The organism is Actinospongiicola halichondriae (genome assembly GCF_049103745.1).
Taxonomy (GTDB): Bacteria; Actinomycetota; Acidimicrobiia; order Acidimicrobiales; family Salinilacustritrichaceae; genus Salinilacustrithrix; species Salinilacustrithrix halichondriae.
Map to the genome: position 1 here is coordinate 2,909,681 of NZ_CP171622.1, position 18,906 is coordinate 2,928,586.

The window sequence follows — 18,906 nt, forward strand, 5'->3', positions numbered from 1 at the left end:
AGTACACCCGGTGCGCTCTCCGGACGGTGGGCAGCCGGGTGTTGCGCGTTAGGGGAGCTTTCGCACCTCGATCGGAGCACGACGCCCTCGGGCCACAGCCCAGGCGAGCCCGTCCGCCACCCACAGGAGCGGTTCGGTGTGGGCAGGGCGATGGTCGTACTGGATCCTCGGCCTCTGATCGAGCAGGGACAGGCGGTTTGCGATGGACTCCCGATCGAGACCGTCCTGCACGTGGTTCACGGACTCGATGAGCCAGTTGGCCACACCTCGGTCTGCGAGGTCCCCGGCGGTCTCGGCGATCAGCGGCCGACGGGCATCGGGCATGGACGTACCGGCCGTCGTACCGACCACGGCGATCGCCTCGAGTTCCAGAGACTCGATCAGATCCAGGAACTGTCGGCGACGACCGTCGCTCTCCTTGTTCATGTGGATCCGACGCTGGTTCCCTCGTAGGTACGCCGTGACCTCGGAGCGCGCGGCGCTCATGGCGCCGGTCTCAATCACGACGGTCGCAACGAGGTACGTGGACTTGCGCCAGCTTTCGTCGGTGAAGGCCCACTTCATCGCTTGGGTCGCTTTCGTCGCTTCATGATCTTGCCGAGGTCCTCGGCGAGGGCGGGGTCGGAGCGGTCGATGGCGTGGGAGTACACGCGAAGGGTCGTGGTGGCGTCGGCGTGGCCGAGGCGGCGGGCGACAGTCTGGACGTCGTAGCCGGCGGCGATGGCCTGAGTTGCCGACCAGTGGCGGAGGTCGTGGAGGCGCCACGACTCGTCGATGTCGGCGGACTCGCGGGCCCGCTTCCACCACCAGCTGACCCGGTCGGGGTTGGGCGGGCCGTCGGTGTCGGAGAACAGCCACGGGGCGAGGTCCTCACGACCGACTCTCGCCTCGGCGAGCAGCGATGCGGTCTCGGCGTCGACGGTGACCCGGCGGCGGGCGCCGGTCTTGGTCGCGTCCTCCCGGATGACCGGCGCGCCCGGTTCGGCATCGGGGTGCGCGCGGTCGACGACGATCTGGCGGTCGAAGACGATCTCGGCACCGTCGACGGCTGCCCAGCGGAGGCCGGCCAACTCAGACCGTCGAGCCCCGGTCACCGCAGCGAGACGAAGCGCGATCGGAGCCATCTCGTGGAGGTCGGCGGCCGCGTCGAGGACGGCGAAGACCTCGTCGTCGGACATGACGCCGCGCTCGACTCGCTTCGGTCGTTTGAGCTCGGCCTTGGTCGCCGGGTTGTCGGCGATCCATCCCCAGCGCTCGGCCTGGCGTAGTGCCGAGCGCAGCACCTGGAGCTGGTTGCGGATCGTGCCTTCACCCTTGCCCTGCTTGCGCCGGCGGGCGATCCACTTGTCGACCTCCTCCACACCAAGACGGGCGACGCTGATCGAACCGATGGCGTCCGCCTTCAACGCGTTGGCCCGGCCGACCTGGTCGCGCTTCGAGCTGACCGCCCACGTCGGCGTCTTCATCTCGACCCAGGCGTCGAGCGCGTCGGCGACGGTCTTCGCACCGGCGCGCGATGGCTTGGTCTCGAGTTCGGCTGCGACCCGCTCGGCCTCGCGCTTGCCGCCGCGCACGGTCTTGGACCGCTGGATGGGCTTGCCGCGCTCGTCTCGACCGACGAACACGCGGACCTCGTAGACCCCTTCACCCCGCTTGCGGATCGTCGCCACGTCCGAAACTGTAGGGCAAAAGTAGGGATACGAGTAGGGATTTCTGGAATTTGGACCTCAGACAGGACACCCGAAACGGCGAGAGGACCGACCCATAGGCCGGTCCTCTCGACAGCTCAGATCACGAGAAACCGCAGGTCAGCGGTCCTGACGCAACGGGTCGATCCGGCCGCCGGAGATGGCCCGGGCGATGATGCCCTGCTGGATCTGCTCGGTGCCCTCGAAGATGTCCATGATCTTGGCGTCGCGGTGGAAACGCTCGACGTCGTACTCACGGGTGTAGCCGTAGCCACCCAGGATCTGGATCGAGCGCTCGGTGACCCAGACGGCGGTGCGGCCGGCCTTGAGCTTGCACATGGAGCCCTCGGCGTACTTGTAGCCGGGGCCGTTGTTCGACAGCCACGCAGCACGGTGCACGAGCAGACGTGAGGCGTCGATCTCGGTCTTCATGTCGGCGAGCATGAAGGCGATCGCCTGGTTCTCGAAGATCGGGACACCGAAGGCGGTGCGCTCGTGGGCGTACTCGAGGGCGATCTCGTAGGCGGCCCGGGCGATGCCGACGGCCATCGAGGCGACCGCGGGACGGGTGGCCTCGAAGGTGGCCATGGCCGGCTGCTTCTCGCCGGTCTTGGCGCCCTCGCGGGCCTTGGCCAGCTTGGCGTCGAGCTTCTCCTTGCCGCCGAGCAGCATGCGGCCCGGGATGCGGCAGTCGGTGAGGACGACCTCGGCCGTGTGCGACGCCTTGATGCCGTGCTTGAGGTACTTCTGACCCTGCGCGATGCCGGCGGTGCCCTCGGGAACGAGGAAGCTGGCCTGACCGCGGGAACCGAGCGAGGAGTCGACGGTCGCGGTCACGACGTGCAGGTGAGCGATGCCACCGTTGGTCGCCCACGCCTTGGTGCCGTTGAGGACCCACTCGTCGGTGGCCTCGTCGTAGACCGCCTTGGTGCGCAGACCCGACACGTCGGACCCGGCGTCGGGCTCGGAGACGCAGTAGGCGGCGACCTTGAGGTCGTCGGCGGTGCCGAAGCACTGCGGGACCCACTCCATGACCTGCTCGGGCGTGCCGTTCGAGGCGATGCCCGCAGCAGCGAGGCCGGAGCCGAAGATCGACAGTGCGATTCCGGCGTCGCCCCAGAAGAGCTCCTCGAGCGCGATGGGCATGGAGAGTCCCGTGGGGTCCGCCATCGCCATGTTGGCGAAGAAGTCGAAGCCGTAGAGGCCGATCTCGGCCGCCTGCTGCACGATGGGCCAGGGGAATTCTTCCTTGTCGTCCCACTCCTGTCCCGCCGGACGCACGACGTCCTTGGCGAACGTGTGGACCCAGTCCTGCAACTGCAGCTGGTCGTCGTTGAGTGCGAGCGAGAACTCGGCCATGGGGGATGCCTCCGGGATGGTCAGATCGATCTCCGTCCAAGTTACCGAGGGGTAACCGAGTGGAGCAAGAAGTCGGCGCCATCTGCCTTGAAGGAACGAACGCCGCGAAATACGCTAACCGTCCCACTACGGAGGGAAGGGATACGGCCACACTCGGTCGAATCCCCTCAGTAGCGACGGACACGAAGAGGCGGGCTCCCCCACATGCAGCAGTACGACGAACTCCTCCACGACCGCAGCGGCCGGGCCGCGCTGGTCGAACGAGCGGTCACCGGCGACGAGGACGCGTTCCGCGCCCTGTACGAGAAGCACGCCGTGACCACCTGGCGTCTGGCCTATGCCCTCACCGGGACCACCCGTGACGCCGTCGAGGTCGTCTCCGAGAGTTTCGCCCGCACCTTCACCTCGCTCCGGGCCGAGCGCATCTCCGCCGGTGACTTCACCACGGCGCTGCTCCGTCAAGTCCGGCATCACGCGATCGACGTCCGACGGGCGCAGGGCGACACGCCCGCCCCGTTCGAGACCAGCGAGAAGACACTCGTCCTCGCGACCGCGTTCGCCAGCCTCCCCGAACGGTGGCGAGCCGCACTGTGGCTCAGCCAGGTCGAGAAGTGCTCGGTCGCCGACGCCGCTGCGGTGGTCGAACTCGACGCCGACGCCACGGTCAAGATCGCCAGCAGGGCACGCCGGGGTCTGCGCGAGCAGTACCTGCATGCCGACACCCGCGGTGCCACCGGACGCAACTGCGGGCGAGCGGTGTCGCGGCTCAACGCCTACGTGGCCGGGAGCCTTCCGGGCGCCGACGTCGAGAAGCTCGAGCGTCACCTCCGCCTCTGCTCGGACTGCAACGACCGCTACCAGGCGATGGCTTCGCTGACGAAGCGACTCCCGATGCTCGTGCCGGCGCTCCCCGCCATGCTCGAGGACGACGTCCGCATCGCCTGGACCGGGGCAGTGGCCACGGCATCGGGCCTCGGCCTGTCGCGCTTCGGCGAGAAGGTCCTCGCCGGCGTGGCTGCGGTCGCCGCCGGTGTCGGCGTCCTCGGCGCCGCCATGGTCAGCGTGGCGAACTCCGGCGGTGACGACGAGGCGGTCGCACCGATCGCTCCCATCGTCACCGAGCTGGCAGCACCCCGACCGACAGATCTCGACCTGACCATCGACCTCGACCCGAACGGCACGTCCGGGACCTCGGGCACCCGCTCGTTCGGCACGGCCGACGAGGAGTTCGACGGCGTCAAGGGCGCGAGCGCCCGCAACGGACGCGACGATGCCGTGCTCGTCGACCTGGGCGAGGACGAAGATTCCGGCACGACGCCCCCCGGTGGTGGCACACCGATCGACTCCGGCGGCGGCACCACTCCCCCGCCGACCACGACTCCGCCCGGTGGCGGCTCGTCCGACCCGGTCGTCGAGATCGGGACCGACGTGGGCGGCGTGCCGATCGCTGTCGAGGTCGGATCGGATCCCGGCGTGACCGTCGGACCGATCTCGGTCGGCTCCGAGCCTCAGCCCGGTGGCGGCACGATCGGTGTGGGTGGCCCGCTCGCGCCGCTGGCCCCGATCGTCGAACCGATCGACAAGGGACTCACCGGCCTCCTCGGCGGCTGATCGTCAGCGGGCCCGCACTGCGGTGCCTGCGGCCGAGTCCTCGACCACGTAGCCCGCGGCCTCGATCTCGTCGCGGAGACGATCTGCTTCTGGGAAGTCCTTGTCGGCGCGCGCCTGGTCCCGCTGTGCGGCGAGGGCGGTGATCTCTGCCGGAACGGCTGCCGCTTCCCCCGCCAGCTCGATCCCGAGCGCAGCAGCGATCTCCAGCGCAGCCGACGCCACCGCGAGGTCTCGGCTCTTGTTCGCGTCGCGGACGGCATCGAAGAGCGTCGCCATCGCTGCCGGCGTGTCGAGGTCGTCGTCCATGGCCTGACGGAACCGATCGAGCACCGTCGGGTCCGAGTCGACCGACGCAGCATCGGCTGCGAACGTGCGAGCGAAGGTGTCGAGACGAGCGAGCGCGGCCTCGTTGGAGCGCATCGCGTCCTCGGCGATGTCGATGGGCGACCGATAGTGCGCCTGCAGGATCAGCAGCCGGAAGGCGCGCGGGTCGAACAGGTCGAGCAGATCCAGGAGGCTCGTGACGTTGCCGAGCGACTTCGACATCTTCTCGCCGTCGATCTCGACCATGCCGTGGTGGAACCACCAGTTCGCGAACGACTTGCCCTCGGCGACGGCCTGGGCGCGCTCGTTCTCGTGATGGGGGAACTGCAGGTCGGATCCGCCGGCATGGATGTCGAACCCCTCACCGAGGATGTCGATGCTCATGACGACGCACTCGGTGTGCCACCCCGGACGTCCGTCTCCGAAGGGTGCAGGCCAGGACGGCTCGCCGGGCTTCGCCTTCTTCCACAGGGCGAAGTCGAGCGGCGAACGCTTCTCCACGTTGGCCTCGACGCGAGCGCCCGAGCGCAGGTCCTCGAGCGACCCGTGCGCCAGGAGTCCGTAGCCGTCGACCTTCGACACGTCGAGGTAGACGCCGTCGCTGGTCTCGTACGCCACGTCGTCGGCCACGAGTCGTTCGATGAGCGCGACCATCTGCTCGACGTACTCGGTCGCGTGCGGGGTCGCCTCCGGGCGCATGATGCCCAGTCGGTCCATGGCCTGGAACCACACCGCTTCGCACTTGCGGGTGATGTCCTGCCAGGGACGGGCTTCGGTGTTGGCCCGCTCGATGATCTTGTCGTCGATGTCGGTGATGTTCGAGACGAACGTGACGTCGTTGCCGGCCCAGGTCAGGTAGCGGCGGAGCAGGTCGTAGGTGACCTGGTTCCGACCGTGGCCGAGGTGTGGCGGTCCGTACACCGTGGGACCGCAGGCGTAGATCGAGACCTTCCCGGGCTCGCGGGGGACGAAGGGCACGACCGCGCGGCGGGCGGTGTCATGGAGGTGCAGCACGGCGGCGAGGCTACCGAAGGCCCCGGTGTCCTCCTGCCTGGGTTCAGGTCTCGGACCACGACCGGGGATACGCGGGATCGCTGATCGACCGGGCGACGTCGCTGATCTCCAGGGGCGCGAACGTGTCGATCATCACGGCGGTCTCCTCGGTCCGGCGAGCGTCGATCGAACCCTCGTAGCTGCCCGGCTGGGGACCGTGGACGAACCCCGCCGGGTGGATCGACATCGATCCTTCGGCGATCCCGGAACCGGCGCGGCTCATGAAGTCGCCGTCGACGTAGTAGAGGACCTCGTCCGAGTCGACGTTGCTGTGGTGATACGGGATCTTCACCGCGTCGGGATGGAAGTCGAAGGGCCGCGGCACGAACGAGCACACGACGAACCCCGGTCCGGCGAAGGTCTGGTGCACGGGCGGCGGTTGGTGGAGGCTGCCGACGATCGGTTCGAAGTCGTGGATCGACAACGCCAGCGGATACAGCGTGCCGTCCCACCCGACGACGTCGAAGGGGTGGGTGGCGTGGCCGTGCGCGGTCAGCCCGTGACGCGTGCGCACGAGGACGTTGACGTCGGAACCCGACTCGAGGAGGGGCTCGGTCGGCGCTCGGAGGTCGCGCTCGCAGAACGGCGCATGTTCGAGGAACTGCCCGTTGTCGCCCCGATAGCGATCGGGGAACCCGACATGGCCCCGCATCTCGATGACCAGCGCTCGGATCCGCGCCGCGGGAACCCACCGATGCGTCGTCCCCGCCGGCACGACGACATAGTCGCCGGCGGCGACGTCGAGCGGTCCGAACACGGTGTCGACACGAGCGCTCCCGCTCTGGACGTAGACCAGTTCGTCGCCGACGACGTTGCGATAGAGCGGGCTGACCGACGCCGCGTGCACGACGGCGATCGTCAGGTCGCCGTTCCCCGCGAGCACCTGGCGGTGACGGACCGGGTCGTGGTCGAGGGCGTCGCCCAGGTCCCCCGTCCTCAAGTGCAGCGGCGAGACCGGGTGGTTGGGCCGGAGGGAGTCGTGGCCCGACCGGAGGTCGTCGACGTCTGCGATCTCGCGGACGTCGCTCGGGGAGCGGCGGTGGTAGAGCAACGACGACGGCCCCGCGAACCCGCGTGTCCCCATCAGTTCCTCGCGGAGTCGCTCGCCGTCCGCGGTCGTGTGGAGGACGTGTCGCTTGCGCGGCACGTCGCCGATGCTGCGGTAGTGGCTCATCCCACGATCCTCCCGGTCGCCTCGCCGAATCCGATCCGCGGACCGTCCGATCCGCCCGCCCACGCCCGGAGGGTCACCTCGTCTCCGTCCTCCAGCCACGATCGCTCGGTGCCGTCGTCGAGGACCACCGGGCGAGCGCCCCGCTCGGTCGCTTCCAACAGGCAGGCCGACGCGCCCTCGCCGGGACCGCTCACGGTGCCCGTGGCGAAGAGGTCACCGGGCCGCGTGGACGCCCCGTTGCTGGTGAGATGGGCGAACTGCTGCGCGAAGGTCCAGTAGAGATCGGCCAGGTCGGCGCCACAGACCGTGGTGCCGTTGAGCGCCGCTTCGACCCGGAGCGCGATGGCACCGTTGCCGGGATCGCGCAGCGCCGCGTCGGGCGGTGGATCCTGCACCGGAGGAGCGGCGCGGTGGGGCGCGAGCGCCGCCAACGGAACGATCCACGGCGAGATCGTCGTCGCGAACGACTTCCCGAGGAACGGGCCGAGCGGTTGGTACTCGAACGACTGGATGTCGCGCGCCGACCAGTCGTTCACCAACACGGCGCCGAAGACATGTCGGTCGGCGTCGCTCGGGTCGACCGGGTCTGCCCGGTCGTTGCCGACACCCACGACGAACCCGACCTCGGCCTCGTAGTCGAGTTGGCGCGACGGCGATCGCTCGACGCCCTCGTCGGGGCCGGCGATCAGACCGGCCGGCCGTGCGACGGGCGTGCCCGAGGCGACGATCGTCCCCGCACGGCCGTGGTAGCCGATCGGCAGATGCCGCCAGTTGGGAAGCAACGGCTCGGCGTCGGGGCGGAAGAGCCGACCGACCCGGGTCGCGTGGTGGATCGACGAGTAGAAGTCGACGTAGTCGCCGATGGCGACCGGGAGGAGCACCTCGACCTCGGCGACCGAACGCAGCGGCTGGGCGTTCGCCGCGTCGGTCAGCCACTCGGTGAGTCGTTCACGCATCTCGGTCCAGGTCGCGGGACCGGCACCCAGGAAGTCGTTCGCCGTCGACTGCTCGAACATCGGCGCATCGATGACGTCGCCGATCGGGACGACGTGGTCGCCCACGCGGGTGGCGACACGGGTCCGACCGTCGACGCGCACCACGCCGATCGGCAGGTTCTCGACCGGGAAGTCGGAGTCGGACGCAACGTCGATCCAGGTCACGGCGTCAACCAGTGCGCTGCTGCGTCGGTCTCGTCGCCCGCCTCGATGAACGCGGTGAGGAACCGGTCGTTCTCGGCCGGCGTGCCCGACGTGACCCGGATCCCCACGTCGGGGAACACGCGCGTGACGACGCCGCGCTGCTCCATGCTCTCGCCGAGGGCTCGGCTCGCCGCTCCGGTCGGAAGCCAGACGAAGTTGGTCTGCGTGACGGGAACCGGGAATCCGAGCTCCGCCAGGACGTCGGCCGTCCGGTCGCGCTCGACGGTCGTCTCCTTGCAACGACGACGGACTTCGACGTTCGCTTCGAGGCTGGCGCACGCCGCCGCTTCCGCCACGTGGTTGACGGCGAAGGGCACCAGCAGGCGGTCGACGGTGTCGACGACGTGTTCCCGCCCGACCAGGTAGCCGACCCGGAGTCCCGCGAGACCATGGGCCTTGGAGAAGGTCCGGAGCACCGCGACGTTGTCCCGGTCGCCCAGGATCTCGAGGGCATCGGGAACCTCCGGATCGGTCACGAACTCGCGATACGCCTCGTCGACGACCAACAACGCGGAATCGGGCGTGTTCTCGGCGATCCACGTCAGGTCGTCTGCGCTCAGTGCCGTGCTCGTCGGGTTGTTCGGGTTCGCGATGAAGACCAGCTTCGTCCGCTCGTCGATCGCATCGCCGATCGCGTCGGCATCGAGCGTCGCTCCGTCGTTGGGCACGGCGACGGCTTCACCGCCGACCAGTGACACGAAGACCGGGTACGCCTCGAACGACGGCCAGCCGTAGACCACGCGATCTCCCGGATCGACGTAGCCGAGGCACAGCTGCTGGATCAGCCCGACCGAGCCGTTCCCCACCGCCACGCGCGCGGTGTCGACGCCGAGGTGCTGTGCCAACGCGGACCGCAGTGTCGGGGCGCCATGGCGTGGGTATCGGTGCAGTTCGAGGACCGCACGGTCGATGACGTCGAGGACGCTCGGGAGCGGTTCGAAGGCGAGCTCGTTGGACGCCAACTTGATCGCCGAGTCGATGCCATGGGCGGCGATCGCGTCGGCGGCCGATCGGCCGGGTCGGTAGGCGGGGAGCTGGGAGACGAGCGAACGTGGTGTGGGCACGGTCAGAGATTGCCGCGTCTCGCCTGATCGCGCTCGATTGCCTCGAAGAGGGCCTTGAAGTTGCCTTCACCGAACCCACGAGCGCCACGCCGTTCGATGATCTCGAAGAACACGGTCGGGCGGTCCATGATCGGCTCCGTGAAGATCTGCAGCAGGTGCCCTTCGTGGTCCCGGTCGACGAGGATGTTCAACCGCTCGACGTCGTCCCAGGGGATGTCGTCGACGTCGGCCAGCCGCTCCTTGGCTTCGCGGTAGTACGTGTCCGGCACGGTCATGAAGCGGACGCCGCGTTCGCGGAGCGCAGCGACCGTGCCGACGATGTCGCCGGTGGCGAGCGCGAGGTGTTGCACGCCCGCCCCGCGGTACGCCTCGAGGTACTCCTGGATCTGGCTCTTCTTCTTGCCGTCGGCCGGCTCGTTGATCGGCATGACGATCTTCGACCCGTTCCACACGACGGTCGACATCAGGGCCGAGTACTCGGTCGAGATCGCGGCGTCGTCGAAGTGGACGAGCTGGTCGAAGCCGAGCACCTTGCCGTAGAAGTCGACCCAGTGGGCGAGCGTGCCCTTGGGGACGTTGCCCACGACATGGTCGATGCCGACCAGCCCGACGGCGGGACCGACGGGGTCGGGCAGCAGGTCGTCGGCGACGAAGCCAGGAGCGAGCGAGGGACCTTCGTAACGACTGCGACCGACGAACGTGTGCTGCGTCTCGCCATAGGTGGCGATGGTCGCGAGCACGAGCGTCCCGGCGTCGTCGTCCTCCGTCCACGGGGCACGGATGGAGCGGGCGCCGCGTGCGATCGCCGCATCGTGGGCAGCCACGACGTCGTCGACGATCCATGCCAGGTCGTGGACGCCGTCGCCGTGCTCGCGGACGTGGGCGGCGATCGGCGACTCGGGGTCGAGCGCACCGGTGATGACGAAGCGGATGTCGCCCTGTTCGAGCACGTAGCTCACCTTGTCGCGGTGACCGGTCTCCGGGCCGGAGTACCCCGTGCACGTGAATCCGAACGCCGACATGAGGAACCCGGCGGTGGCGCGGGCGTTGCCGACCCAGAACTCGATGCAGTCCCAACCGATGAGCTGCGCTGCGGGAGCCGATGCGCTGGGGACGGAGGTGGCGGTCATGGTGTCGATTGCTCCTGGATGATGCGTTGGTGGGTCTCGGTGTCGAACGACTCGAAGAACGCGCCGAGCGTGTCGACCATCTCGGCGAACGACGGGGCGGCGAAGAGCACGGGCTGGTAGGTCGTGATGTCGTACGTGGTGGTGCCCATCGCGCCGAGGTCCCACGGTCGGATCTCGGCGTCGCGGAACTCGGTGATCTCGCCGTAGGACGAGAGCAGCCCCGCTCCATAGGTCTTGAGCTCCTCGGCCCCCTGAGCGTCGGGCTCCCAGACCACGCCGAATTCGAGCGTGAACCAGAAGACCTTCGAGAAGAACTCGAGCGCCTCGTCGGTCTCGGCCCGTCGACTCGCCGCGCCGGCGGCGCGGTAGAGGTCGGCGAACACCGGCGAGGCCAGCATCTGCGCGTGTCCGATGATCTCGTGGACGATGTCGGGTTCCGGTGTGTAGAAGGGCACCGAGTGGTGGCGGATGTACTGGGTCGAGTTGAAGACCCCGTCGGCCAGGTCGCCGTAGAAGCGTCGGGTGGGCACGAGGCCCGGCACCGGGTGCACGTGGAACCCGGTCAGGCCGTGGACCCGTTCGTCGACCTCACGCAGCTGCGGCACACGGTCGGAGGGCAGGACCAACGCCTCGGCCCCCACCAGATACTCGGCGCAGGCGAATCGCTGGTGGCGTGCCGCGAGCTCACTCGAGACCGTCGCCCACACGGCGTCCTCTTCGGCGGAGTACTCGACCTCGGGAATGGGTTGTCCGCGTTCCCACGCGGCGCCGACGGTCGCGATGGCGGCGCGGCGCCGGAGGTACTCGGTGTCGTTGACCCCCGGATGATCGTCCGGCAGCACGAGATCGGCTGCGAGTTCCACGCCCCCATGGTGGAACAGGGAGGACGATCTGTAAAGCGCTACCTAGATGTTCTGATCAGCTCGCGTCATTTCATGGAGTGTTGCTCGACGAATCGACCACCAACGGGCGACTTCGATGAGCACATCGATCGGGATGAACCGCATCGGGGCGGATGCAGCCGGTCAGGCGACCTTCTCGGCGGCGATGCGACGAGCACGACGGATGCGGCGACGCTCGCGCTCCGAGGTGCCACCCCACACGCCGAATCGCTCGCCGTTGGCGAGGGCGTACTCGAGGCATTCGTCGCGGACGATGCACTCGGCACAGACGGCTTTGGCCGGAGCGAGCGAGTCACCTCGGTCGGGGAAGAAGATGTCGGGGTCGACGCCGCGACAGGACCCGAGGTCCATGAACGCGGGCGAGGCGAAGATGTCGCCCGGCTCCTCGAACGTGGGCGCGGTGTCGGCGCTGGTCGAGCGGATGGACACTGGTGCGGGCATGGAGACTCCAGAAAGGTGCAATCGGTCTCCGCCCGACGACGATCCCAGGGTACCGGCTGATCGGCTCGCGTCAAGATCAAGTGACGGACGCGGTCGGTGTTTCGATGTCGTGAAGAACCCCCACCCCCTGGCTCGCCGTTCCGCATCGGCTGCTAGACCCGCTCGGATGGGCACGGTGAGCGGCGAGACACGCGCGATCCGTGAACTCGAGCAGGAACTCGAGCAGGTGCGGGAGACGTCGATCGCCGTACGGGCTGCGCTCGGCGAACTGCTCCAGGTCGACGAGGGCGACGTCGACGCCGCGATCGACCTCACGCTGGCGTCGCTCGGCTCGCTCCTCCACGTCGATCGGGCCTATGTCTTCCGGGCCGACGGCGACCGGATGACCAATACCCACGAGTGGTGTGCGGCGGGGATCGTCCCCCAGATCGACGACCTCGTGGACCTACCGCTCGACACGGTGCGAGCGTGGATCGCTCCGTTCCGCCGCGGCGAGCACATCCAGATCACGGACGTGACCGCGCTTCCCGACGAGCGGACGAACGAACGCGAACTCCTGCAACCCCAGGGGATCCAGTCCCTCCTCGTCGTGCCCATGCTGTCGCTCGGGGAACTGGTCGGCTTCGTCGGCTTCGACTCGGTGCGAGGCCGACGCGAGTTCGGCGTGGCCGAGGTCGAGGCGCTGCGGACGGCGGCCGACACCATGACCGCGGTCGAGGTCCGGCGGAGAGCGAACCGTGACGCCCGCGACGCACAGGCTCGCCTCGCAGCGCTCACGACCCACTCGACCGATCTCGTCCTCACGATCGACGACGCCGGCGACATCCTGTATGCCTCGAACTCGTGGAGGACGGTCGGTCATCCACCGGACGGCCTGGTCGGCCACACGTGGAGAGACATGGTCCACCCCGACCACCACCACCAGATCGCGTTGGCGTTCGGTGAGCGTCGACCCGCCGTGTCACGACTCCCCGACTTCCGCCTACGCCGGACCGAGCCACCGACGTGGTTGAGCGGGACGGTCGCCGATCTCCGTACCGACCCGGTGATCGGGGCGTTCGTCCTCAACGCCCACGAGGTCACCGAGCGGCGCAACTACGAGAAGCAGATGGAGTTCGACGCGTTGCACGACCGCCTCACCGGCCTCGGCAACCGCGTGCTCTTCGACGATCGCCTCACCAACGCCTGCCGACGGGCGTCTCGGACGGGGGACAAGGTCGCCGTCGCCTTCCTCGACGTCGACCACTTCAAGGTGGTCAACGACAGTCACGGACATGGCGTGGGCGACCAGGTCCTACGGGCCGTCGCCGCCCGGATCGCGTCCGTCGTCCGTCCCGGCGACCTGGTGAGTCGCTTCGGCGGGGACGAGTTCGTCGTGCTGCTCGACGGCATCGAGAGCCTGGAGTTCCTCGACGCGTGCTGTCCGCGGATCCTCGACAGCCTCACGGAGCCCATCGTCGTCGGCGACATCGCCTACGACGTCAGCGCGTCGATCGGCGTCGCTCACGGCGCCGGCACCGACCTCGAGCCCTCGGACCTCGTTCGAGACGCCGACACCGCCATGTACCGCTCGAAGGACCTCGGTCGGAGCCGGGTCACCCGGTTCGACGCGAGTCTGCACATCGCCGTGGTCCGCCGCAGCGAGATCGTCGCCCGCATCCGCGATGCGATCAGCCGCGAAGACATCGAGGTCCACTTCCAACCGGTCGTCGAACTGACCACCGGCCGAATCGTCGGCGCCGAATGCCTGGCCCGCTGGAGCGACCCGGATCTCGGCGACATCGGCCCGGCGGAGTTCGTGCCGATCGCCGAGCAGAGTGCGATGGTCGTGGCGCTCGACGAACTGGTCCTCCGGCGCGCCGGAGCGCTGCTCGCACGCCTCCCCGAGTCGATCGGCGTGTCGGTCAACGTCTCCGCCCAGGAGTTCGGCGATGCCGACCTCCCGCTCCGGTTCGCTCGGACCATCGACGATCACGCCCTCGACGGGAACCGGCTGACGATCGAGATCACCGAGACGGCGCTCATCCGCGATCCCGGCCGGACGGCCGAGCTCGTCCGCGAACTCCAGGGGTACGGCGTCTCGGTCGCGCTCGACGACTTCGGCGTGGGGTTCTCGTCGCTGGCGCTGCTCCAGGCGCTGCCGATCGACATCCTCAAGATCGACCGCAGTTTCGTGCGAGGGGCGATCGACAGCGCCCGCAACCGCCATCTGGTCGCCGCTGTCGCCAACCTCGCACGGGACCTCGACATCGTCGCCGTGGCCGAGGGCATCAGCAGCGAAGGCGATGTCGCAGCGATGACCGATCTCGGCCTCCGCCTGGGCCAGGGCTTCCACTTCGGCCGAGCGATCCCCGCCGACGAGTTCGTCGAGCGGGTCACGGGATCGCATTCCGGAGACAGCGACCCGCGTCAGTAGCCTCGCCCCGTGCGCACCATCCCCGACAAACCCACGTTGGACGGCCTCGAGGCCAAGTGGCGGGAGCAGTGGGCCGCCGACGGCACCTACACCTTCGACCGGACGAAGACCCGCGACGAGGTCTACTCGATCGACACGCCACCGCCCACGGTGTCCGGATCGCTCCACATCGGCCACGTGATGTCGTTCACGCACACCGACACCATCGCCCGCTACCAGCGCATGCAGGGCAAAGAGGTCTTTTACCCGATGGGTTGGGACGACAACGGTCTCAACGTCGAGCGACGCGTGCAGATGCTGACCGCGACCCTCTGCGATCCCTCGCTCCCCTACGACCCGGACTTCACGCCCCCGCAGCCTGATGCCAAGGGCAAGCTCCCCAAGGACCCGATCCGGATCTCGCGCCCCAACTTCGTCGAGCTGTGCGAGTCGGTCGTCGAGGAGATGGAAGCCGAGTACCAGGAGTTGTGGAGCACGGTCGGCCTGTCGGTCGACTGGGCACAGACCTACACGACGATGGGTCCGGTTGCGACCAGGATCTCGCAGAAGGGGTTCCTCCGGCTGCTCGACAAGGACGTGGCCTACCGCTCGGGTGCACCCACGCTGTGGGACGTCGACATGAAGACGGCGGTCGCGCAGGCCGAACTCGAGGACCGGGAGATGCCCGGCGCCTATCACAAGCTCGGCTTCGAACTGCCCGGTGGCGGCGGACCCGACGGCGACACGCTCTACATCGACACGACGCGTCCCGAACTGCTGCCTGCCTGTGTCGCCATGGTCGCCCACCCCGACGACGAGCGGTACAAGCCGCTGTTCGGCCGGACCGCGATCACGCCGCTCTTCGGCGTCGAGGTCCCGATCGTCGCCCACGAGTTGGCGCAGCCCGACAAGGGCACCGGCATCGCCATGATCTGTACGTTCGGCGACACGACCGACGTCATCTGGTGGCGCGAACTCGATCTCCCGATCCGTCCCGTCATCCGCCACGACGGTCGCCTCGAGCGCGACCTCACCTGGACGGCCGACGACCCCGTCTGGCGATCGACCGATCCCGACGAGGCAAACGCGAACTATGCCGAACTCGGCGGCAAGACGATCTTCACGGCGCAGAAGAACATCGTCGAGCTGCTGATGGCCAAGGGGAAGATGGACGGCGAGCCCCGCCCCATCACCCACCCGGTGAAGTTCTGGGAGAACGGCAAGAAAGCGCTCGAGATCGTCACCTCGAACCAGTGGTTCATCCGGTACCCGCCGGCCGCCGAGTTGGTCGAACGCATCAAGGGTCTCGAGTTCCACCCCGAGTACATGCGGGTCCGTTTCCAGGACTGGGCGAACGGCATCCAGGGCGACTGGAACATCACACGCCAGCGGTTCTTCGGTGTGCCGTTCCCGATCTGGTACCCGATCGACGAACACGGCGACATCGACTACCTCGCCCCCATCCCGGCGACCGAGGACATGTTGCCGGTCGACCCGACCACCGTCGCTGCTCCCGGCTTCTCCGAAGACCAGCGGAACCAGCCGGGCGGGTTCGCCGCCGACCCCGACGTCATGGACACGTGGAACACGTCGTCGATGACCCCGCAGATCGCCGGCAAGTGGGAAGAGGACCCCGACCTCTACGGACGGGTGCACCCCTTCGACCTGCGTCCGCAGGCCCACGACATCATCCGGACCTGGCTCTTCGCCACGGTGGTGAAGTCGCACGAACTGTTCGACGAGCTCCCGTTCTCGCATGCGGCCATCTCGGGTTTCGTCACCGACCCCGACCGCAAGAAGCTCTCGAAGTCGAAGGACAACGCCGACGCCGGCCCGTTCGCGCTGCTCGAGCAGTTCGGCAGCGACGCCCTCCGCTACTGGGCGTGCGGCGGCGGACCCGGACGAGACGTCGCCGAGGATCCGGGGCAGATGAAGATCGGCCGTCGACTCGGCATCAAGGTCCTCAACGCGTCGAAGTTCGTGCTGCTCCAGGGCGAGCCGACGCCGGGGGCCGCGGTCACCGAGCCGCTCGACAAGGCGATGCTGCTCGAGCTCGCCGACCTCGTCGACGAGTGCACGCGCGTGTTCGACGCCTATGACTACGCACGGGCGCTCGAGCGGGCCGAGACGTTCTTCTGGAACTTCACCGACGACTACGTCGAACTCGTCAAGGGTCGTGCGTACCGATCAGGGGAAGGCAGCGATGACGCAGCAGCCGACTCTGCCAAGGTCGCCCTGCGGCTCGCACTCGAGACGCTGCTGAAGCTGTTCGCCCCGTTCTTGCCCTACGCCACCGAAGAGGTCTGGTCGTGGTGGCAGGACGGCTCGATCCACCGCTCGGCGTGGCCACAGTCGGGACCGCTGCGCGAGGCCGCCGGCGGCGCCGACGACGCAGCCGCCCTCACGGTCGTCGTCGCCGGCGAGGTGCTCCGACTGCTCCGGAAGGCCAAGTCGGACGCCAAGGTCTCGATGCGGACCGAGATCACGTCAGCCACCATCACCGACACGCCGGAGCGGATCGCCGCATTCGCTCTCGCCCAGGCCGACGTCCTCGACGCGGGCAAGGTCCTCGCCGTCGAGACGGTCGAGGGCACCGAACTCGCCGTCGACGTCACCCTCGCCGACACCTGACCCGGAGGGTTCGTGCCGCGACTCGGCCACCTACCGCAACTCGACGGGTTGCGAGCGGTGGCGGTGGTCGCGGTCCTGCTCTTCCACGGCGCAGTCCCGTGGAGCACCGGGGGGTTCCTCGGTGTCGACCTGTTCTTCGTGGTCAGTGGCTTCCTGATCACCGCCCTCTTGCTCGAGGAGGCTTCGGGTACGGGCCACGTCGACGTCGCCGACTTCTACCGGCGACGGATCCGGCGACTGCTCCCCGCCATGATCGGCGTGGTGGCGGTCGTCGTCGGGTTCGCCGTCGTGTTCTCCTCGGCGCAGCAGGGAGCCGCCATCCGTCGCGACGCACTGGGTGCGGTCTCCTACTCGCACAACTGGGTGCAGATCGTCGCCGATGCCTCGTACTTCGGCGGCTTCGAGGGGCCATCGCCGCTGCGTCATCTCTGGTCGCTCTCGATCGAGGAGCAGTGGTACCTCGTGTGGCCGGTCGTGGTCCTCGGTTGTCGACGGCTGACCCCGGACCCTCGGCGCCTGGTGGGCGTCGTCGCCGGCAGCCTCTTCTTCGCGTCAGCCATCTGGATGGTCGTCTCGGAGGCGCGCGGCGCCTCGATCGACCGCCTCTACTACGGGACGGACACCCGGCTGCAGGCCGTGGCCATCGGCGCCCTGCTCGCGACGACCGGGGTCGCAGGTGCATCTCGCTGGCGCAACTCCGCCGCCCGGGTCGTGGCACCGGCAGCACTGGCCGGCACGCTGACGATGTTCGTGCTCGTCGACGGCAGCGACCGTTGGCTCTACCGCGGCGGGTTCACGGTGTTCGCGTTGCTCGCCGCCGTCCTCGTCGCCGCCATCGTCGGTCCTGGTCCGATCGCCACGGCATTCTCCCATCCGGTCCTCGTGGGCATCGGGCGCATGTCGTACAGCCTCTACCTCTGGCACTGGCCCATCTACCTCGGCGTCACCCCGGCCACCACCGACCTCGACGGCCCAGCGCTCCTGCTGCTCCGACTCGCGCTCTCGTTCGGTGCGGCGGGTCTCAGCTACGCCGTGATCGAACAGCGGATCCGGGTGCGGTCGATCTCGACGCGCCGGGCGGCGGGGCTCCTCGGTGCCAGCGCGATCGTCGCGGTGATCGCCGCGCTGGCCATCACACCGTCCCGATCCGAGACGGTGGCCGCAGCCGAGGTGTCCTCGAGGAGCGTCGACGCCGACACCGCTCCGACGCCGGATCGTGCCGTGCCCCGGGTCCTCGTGCTCGGCGACTCGATCGCCTACACGTTCACGCTCTATGTCGAGATCGAACCGCTCGGCGCGCGCTTCGCTCGGATCAACGGCGGCCTGATCGGCTGTGGTCTGGTCGAAGCGGCTGGGACCATCGGGACCGGTTTCGTCGACGACGAGCCCGGGTGCGCCGACCGCTACGACCAGTGGGACGCGATGATGTCGGAACACGAACCCGACATCGTCATGGTGATGGTCGGCGGGTGGGAGATCTTCGACCGTGTCGTCGACGGCTCGGTGATCGAGGTCGGGAGCCCGCCATGGCGAGACGAGATCGGGCGACAACTCGACACGGTCCTGGCGCTGGCACGCGGCCATGGCGCATCCACGCTGCTGGCCACGGTCCCCTGCTTCGACGCTCCCGACCTCGGTCTGCCCGGCGACACGGCCGCGATCCGGAACGACCGAGCCAGGGTCGAGGCGGTGAACGACCTCCTCCGTGCCACCGCAGTGGCCGAAGCCGACGTCGACGTGCTCGACGTGGGGTCCGTCGTCTGCCCCGAGGGCGTTGCGGTCGACGCGATCGACGGCGTTCCGATCCGTCGGGACGGCATCCACTACACGGTCGACGGCGCGACCAAGGTGTGGTCGGTGCTGATGGACGAGCTCAACGCGGTCGTCGAGGCGACCGAGGCGGTCGGCGACCCGACGGCGCCGCGCTGACGTCGG

Annotated in this window: 14 protein-coding genes; 4 read left to right on the forward strand and 10 right to left on the reverse strand. The window is 68.7% G+C overall.

What is annotated here, in order from left to right:
- Nucleotides 1-48 precede the first annotated feature (48 nt).
- The 3 genes from AB8619_RS14345 to AB8619_RS14355 form a co-directional block, all read right to left on the reverse strand.
- Nucleotides 49-564, reverse strand: a complete 516-nt coding sequence (locus AB8619_RS14345) for a hypothetical protein (protein ID WP_436793315.1) — start codon at nt 562-564, stop codon at nt 49-51.
- Nucleotides 561-1,670 (reverse strand): tyrosine-type recombinase/integrase, encoded by a 1,110-nt coding sequence (locus AB8619_RS14350; protein ID WP_436793316.1) that lies wholly within the window; start codon nt 1,668-1,670, stop codon nt 561-563. The genes AB8619_RS14345 and AB8619_RS14350 overlap by 4 nt, the downstream gene beginning before the upstream one ends.
- A gap of 138 nt (nt 1,671-1,808) precedes the next feature.
- Nucleotides 1,809-3,047, reverse strand: coding sequence for an acyl-CoA dehydrogenase family protein (locus AB8619_RS14355; RefSeq protein WP_436793317.1), 1,239 nt, complete (start codon nt 3,045-3,047; stop codon nt 1,809-1,811).
- A gap of 204 nt (nt 3,048-3,251) precedes the next feature.
- On the opposite strand from AB8619_RS14355, the gene AB8619_RS14360 reads away from it, so the two are divergent.
- Nucleotides 3,252-4,658, forward strand: a complete 1,407-nt coding sequence (locus AB8619_RS14360; RefSeq protein ID WP_436793318.1) for a zf-HC2 domain-containing protein — start codon at nt 3,252-3,254, stop codon at nt 4,656-4,658.
- 3 nt (nt 4,659-4,661) lie between these two features.
- Here AB8619_RS14360 and cysS read toward each other — a convergent pair whose 3' ends face one another.
- The 7 genes from cysS to AB8619_RS14395 all read right to left on the reverse strand — a co-directional run bounded on the left by cysS (nt 4,662) and on the right by AB8619_RS14395 (nt 11,945).
- On the reverse strand, nt 4,662-5,996 hold the full coding sequence (gene cysS, locus AB8619_RS14365; protein ID WP_436793319.1) for a cysteine--tRNA ligase: 1,335 nt from the start codon (nt 5,994-5,996) through the stop codon (nt 4,662-4,664).
- Nucleotides 5,997-6,039: 43 nt separating this feature from the next.
- A complete protein-coding gene (locus AB8619_RS14370; protein ID WP_436793320.1) occupies nt 6,040-7,209 on the reverse strand; it encodes a homogentisate 1,2-dioxygenase in 1,170 nt (389 codons plus the stop codon).
- Complete coding sequence (fahA, locus tag AB8619_RS14375; protein WP_436793321.1) at nt 7,206-8,369, reverse strand: fumarylacetoacetase; 1,164 nt, start codon at nt 8,367-8,369, stop codon at nt 7,206-7,208. Before fahA ends, AB8619_RS14370 begins: the two co-directional genes overlap by 4 nt.
- Nucleotides 8,366-9,472, reverse strand: coding sequence for a histidinol-phosphate transaminase (locus AB8619_RS14380; protein WP_436793322.1), 1,107 nt, complete (start codon nt 9,470-9,472; stop codon nt 8,366-8,368). Before AB8619_RS14380 ends, fahA begins: the two co-directional genes overlap by 4 nt.
- Nucleotides 9,473-9,474: 2 nt before the next feature.
- Nucleotides 9,475-10,602 carry a 4-hydroxyphenylpyruvate dioxygenase gene (gene hppD, locus AB8619_RS14385; protein WP_436793323.1) on the reverse strand — a complete coding sequence of 376 codons (1,128 nt, stop codon included), beginning with the start codon at nt 10,600-10,602 and terminating at the stop codon, nt 9,475-9,477.
- On the reverse strand, nt 10,599-11,465 hold the full coding sequence (locus AB8619_RS14390; RefSeq protein WP_436793324.1) for a phenylalanine 4-monooxygenase: 867 nt from the start codon (nt 11,463-11,465) through the stop codon (nt 10,599-10,601). Before AB8619_RS14390 ends, hppD begins: the two co-directional genes overlap by 4 nt.
- Nucleotides 11,466-11,627: 162 nt before the next feature.
- Nucleotides 11,628-11,945: a WhiB family transcriptional regulator gene (locus AB8619_RS14395; protein ID WP_436793325.1), complete on the reverse strand. Its 318-nt coding sequence runs from the start codon at nt 11,943-11,945 to the stop codon at nt 11,628-11,630.
- A 175-nt stretch (nt 11,946-12,120) separates the two neighbouring features.
- Here AB8619_RS14395 and AB8619_RS14400 point away from each other — a divergent pair, with 175 nt between their 5' ends.
- Genes AB8619_RS14400 through AB8619_RS14410 form a run of 3 tightly spaced genes read left to right on the forward strand, consistent with a single transcriptional unit; the run spans nt 12,121 to nt 18,900 of the window.
- Entirely contained in the window at nt 12,121-14,361 is a 2,241-nt protein-coding gene (locus AB8619_RS14400; RefSeq protein WP_436793326.1) for a putative bifunctional diguanylate cyclase/phosphodiesterase, read from the forward strand.
- A gap of 9 nt (nt 14,362-14,370) precedes the next feature.
- The gene (gene valS, locus AB8619_RS14405; protein WP_436793327.1) at nt 14,371-16,971 is read left to right on the forward strand and encodes a valine--tRNA ligase; all 2,601 of its coding nucleotides are present in this window, start codon (nt 14,371-14,373) and stop codon (nt 16,969-16,971) included.
- Between the two features lie 12 nt (nt 16,972-16,983).
- A complete protein-coding gene (locus AB8619_RS14410) occupies nt 16,984-18,900 on the forward strand; it encodes a DUF459 domain-containing protein (RefSeq protein WP_436793328.1) in 1,917 nt (638 codons plus the stop codon).
- Nucleotides 18,901-18,906 lie beyond the last annotated feature (6 nt).

Coding starts and splice junctions, on each gene's coding strand:
- AB8619_RS14345 (WP_436793315.1), bottom strand. CDS start 564: ATGAAGTGGGCCTTCACCGACGAAAGCTGGCGCAAGTCCACGTACCTC.
- AB8619_RS14355 (WP_436793317.1), bottom strand. CDS start 3,047: ATGGCCGAGTTCTCGCTCGCACTCAACGACGACCAGCTGCAGTTGCAG.
- AB8619_RS14360 (WP_436793318.1), top strand. CDS start 3,252: ATGCAGCAGTACGACGAACTCCTCCACGACCGCAGCGGCCGGGCCGCG.
- AB8619_RS14370 (WP_436793320.1), bottom strand. CDS start 7,209: ATGAGCCACTACCGCAGCATCGGCGACGTGCCGCGCAAGCGACACGTC.
- hppD (WP_436793323.1), bottom strand. CDS start 10,602: ATGACCGCCACCTCCGTCCCCAGCGCATCGGCTCCCGCAGCGCAGCTC.
- AB8619_RS14395 (WP_436793325.1), bottom strand. CDS start 11,945: ATGCCCGCACCAGTGTCCATCCGCTCGACCAGCGCCGACACCGCGCCC.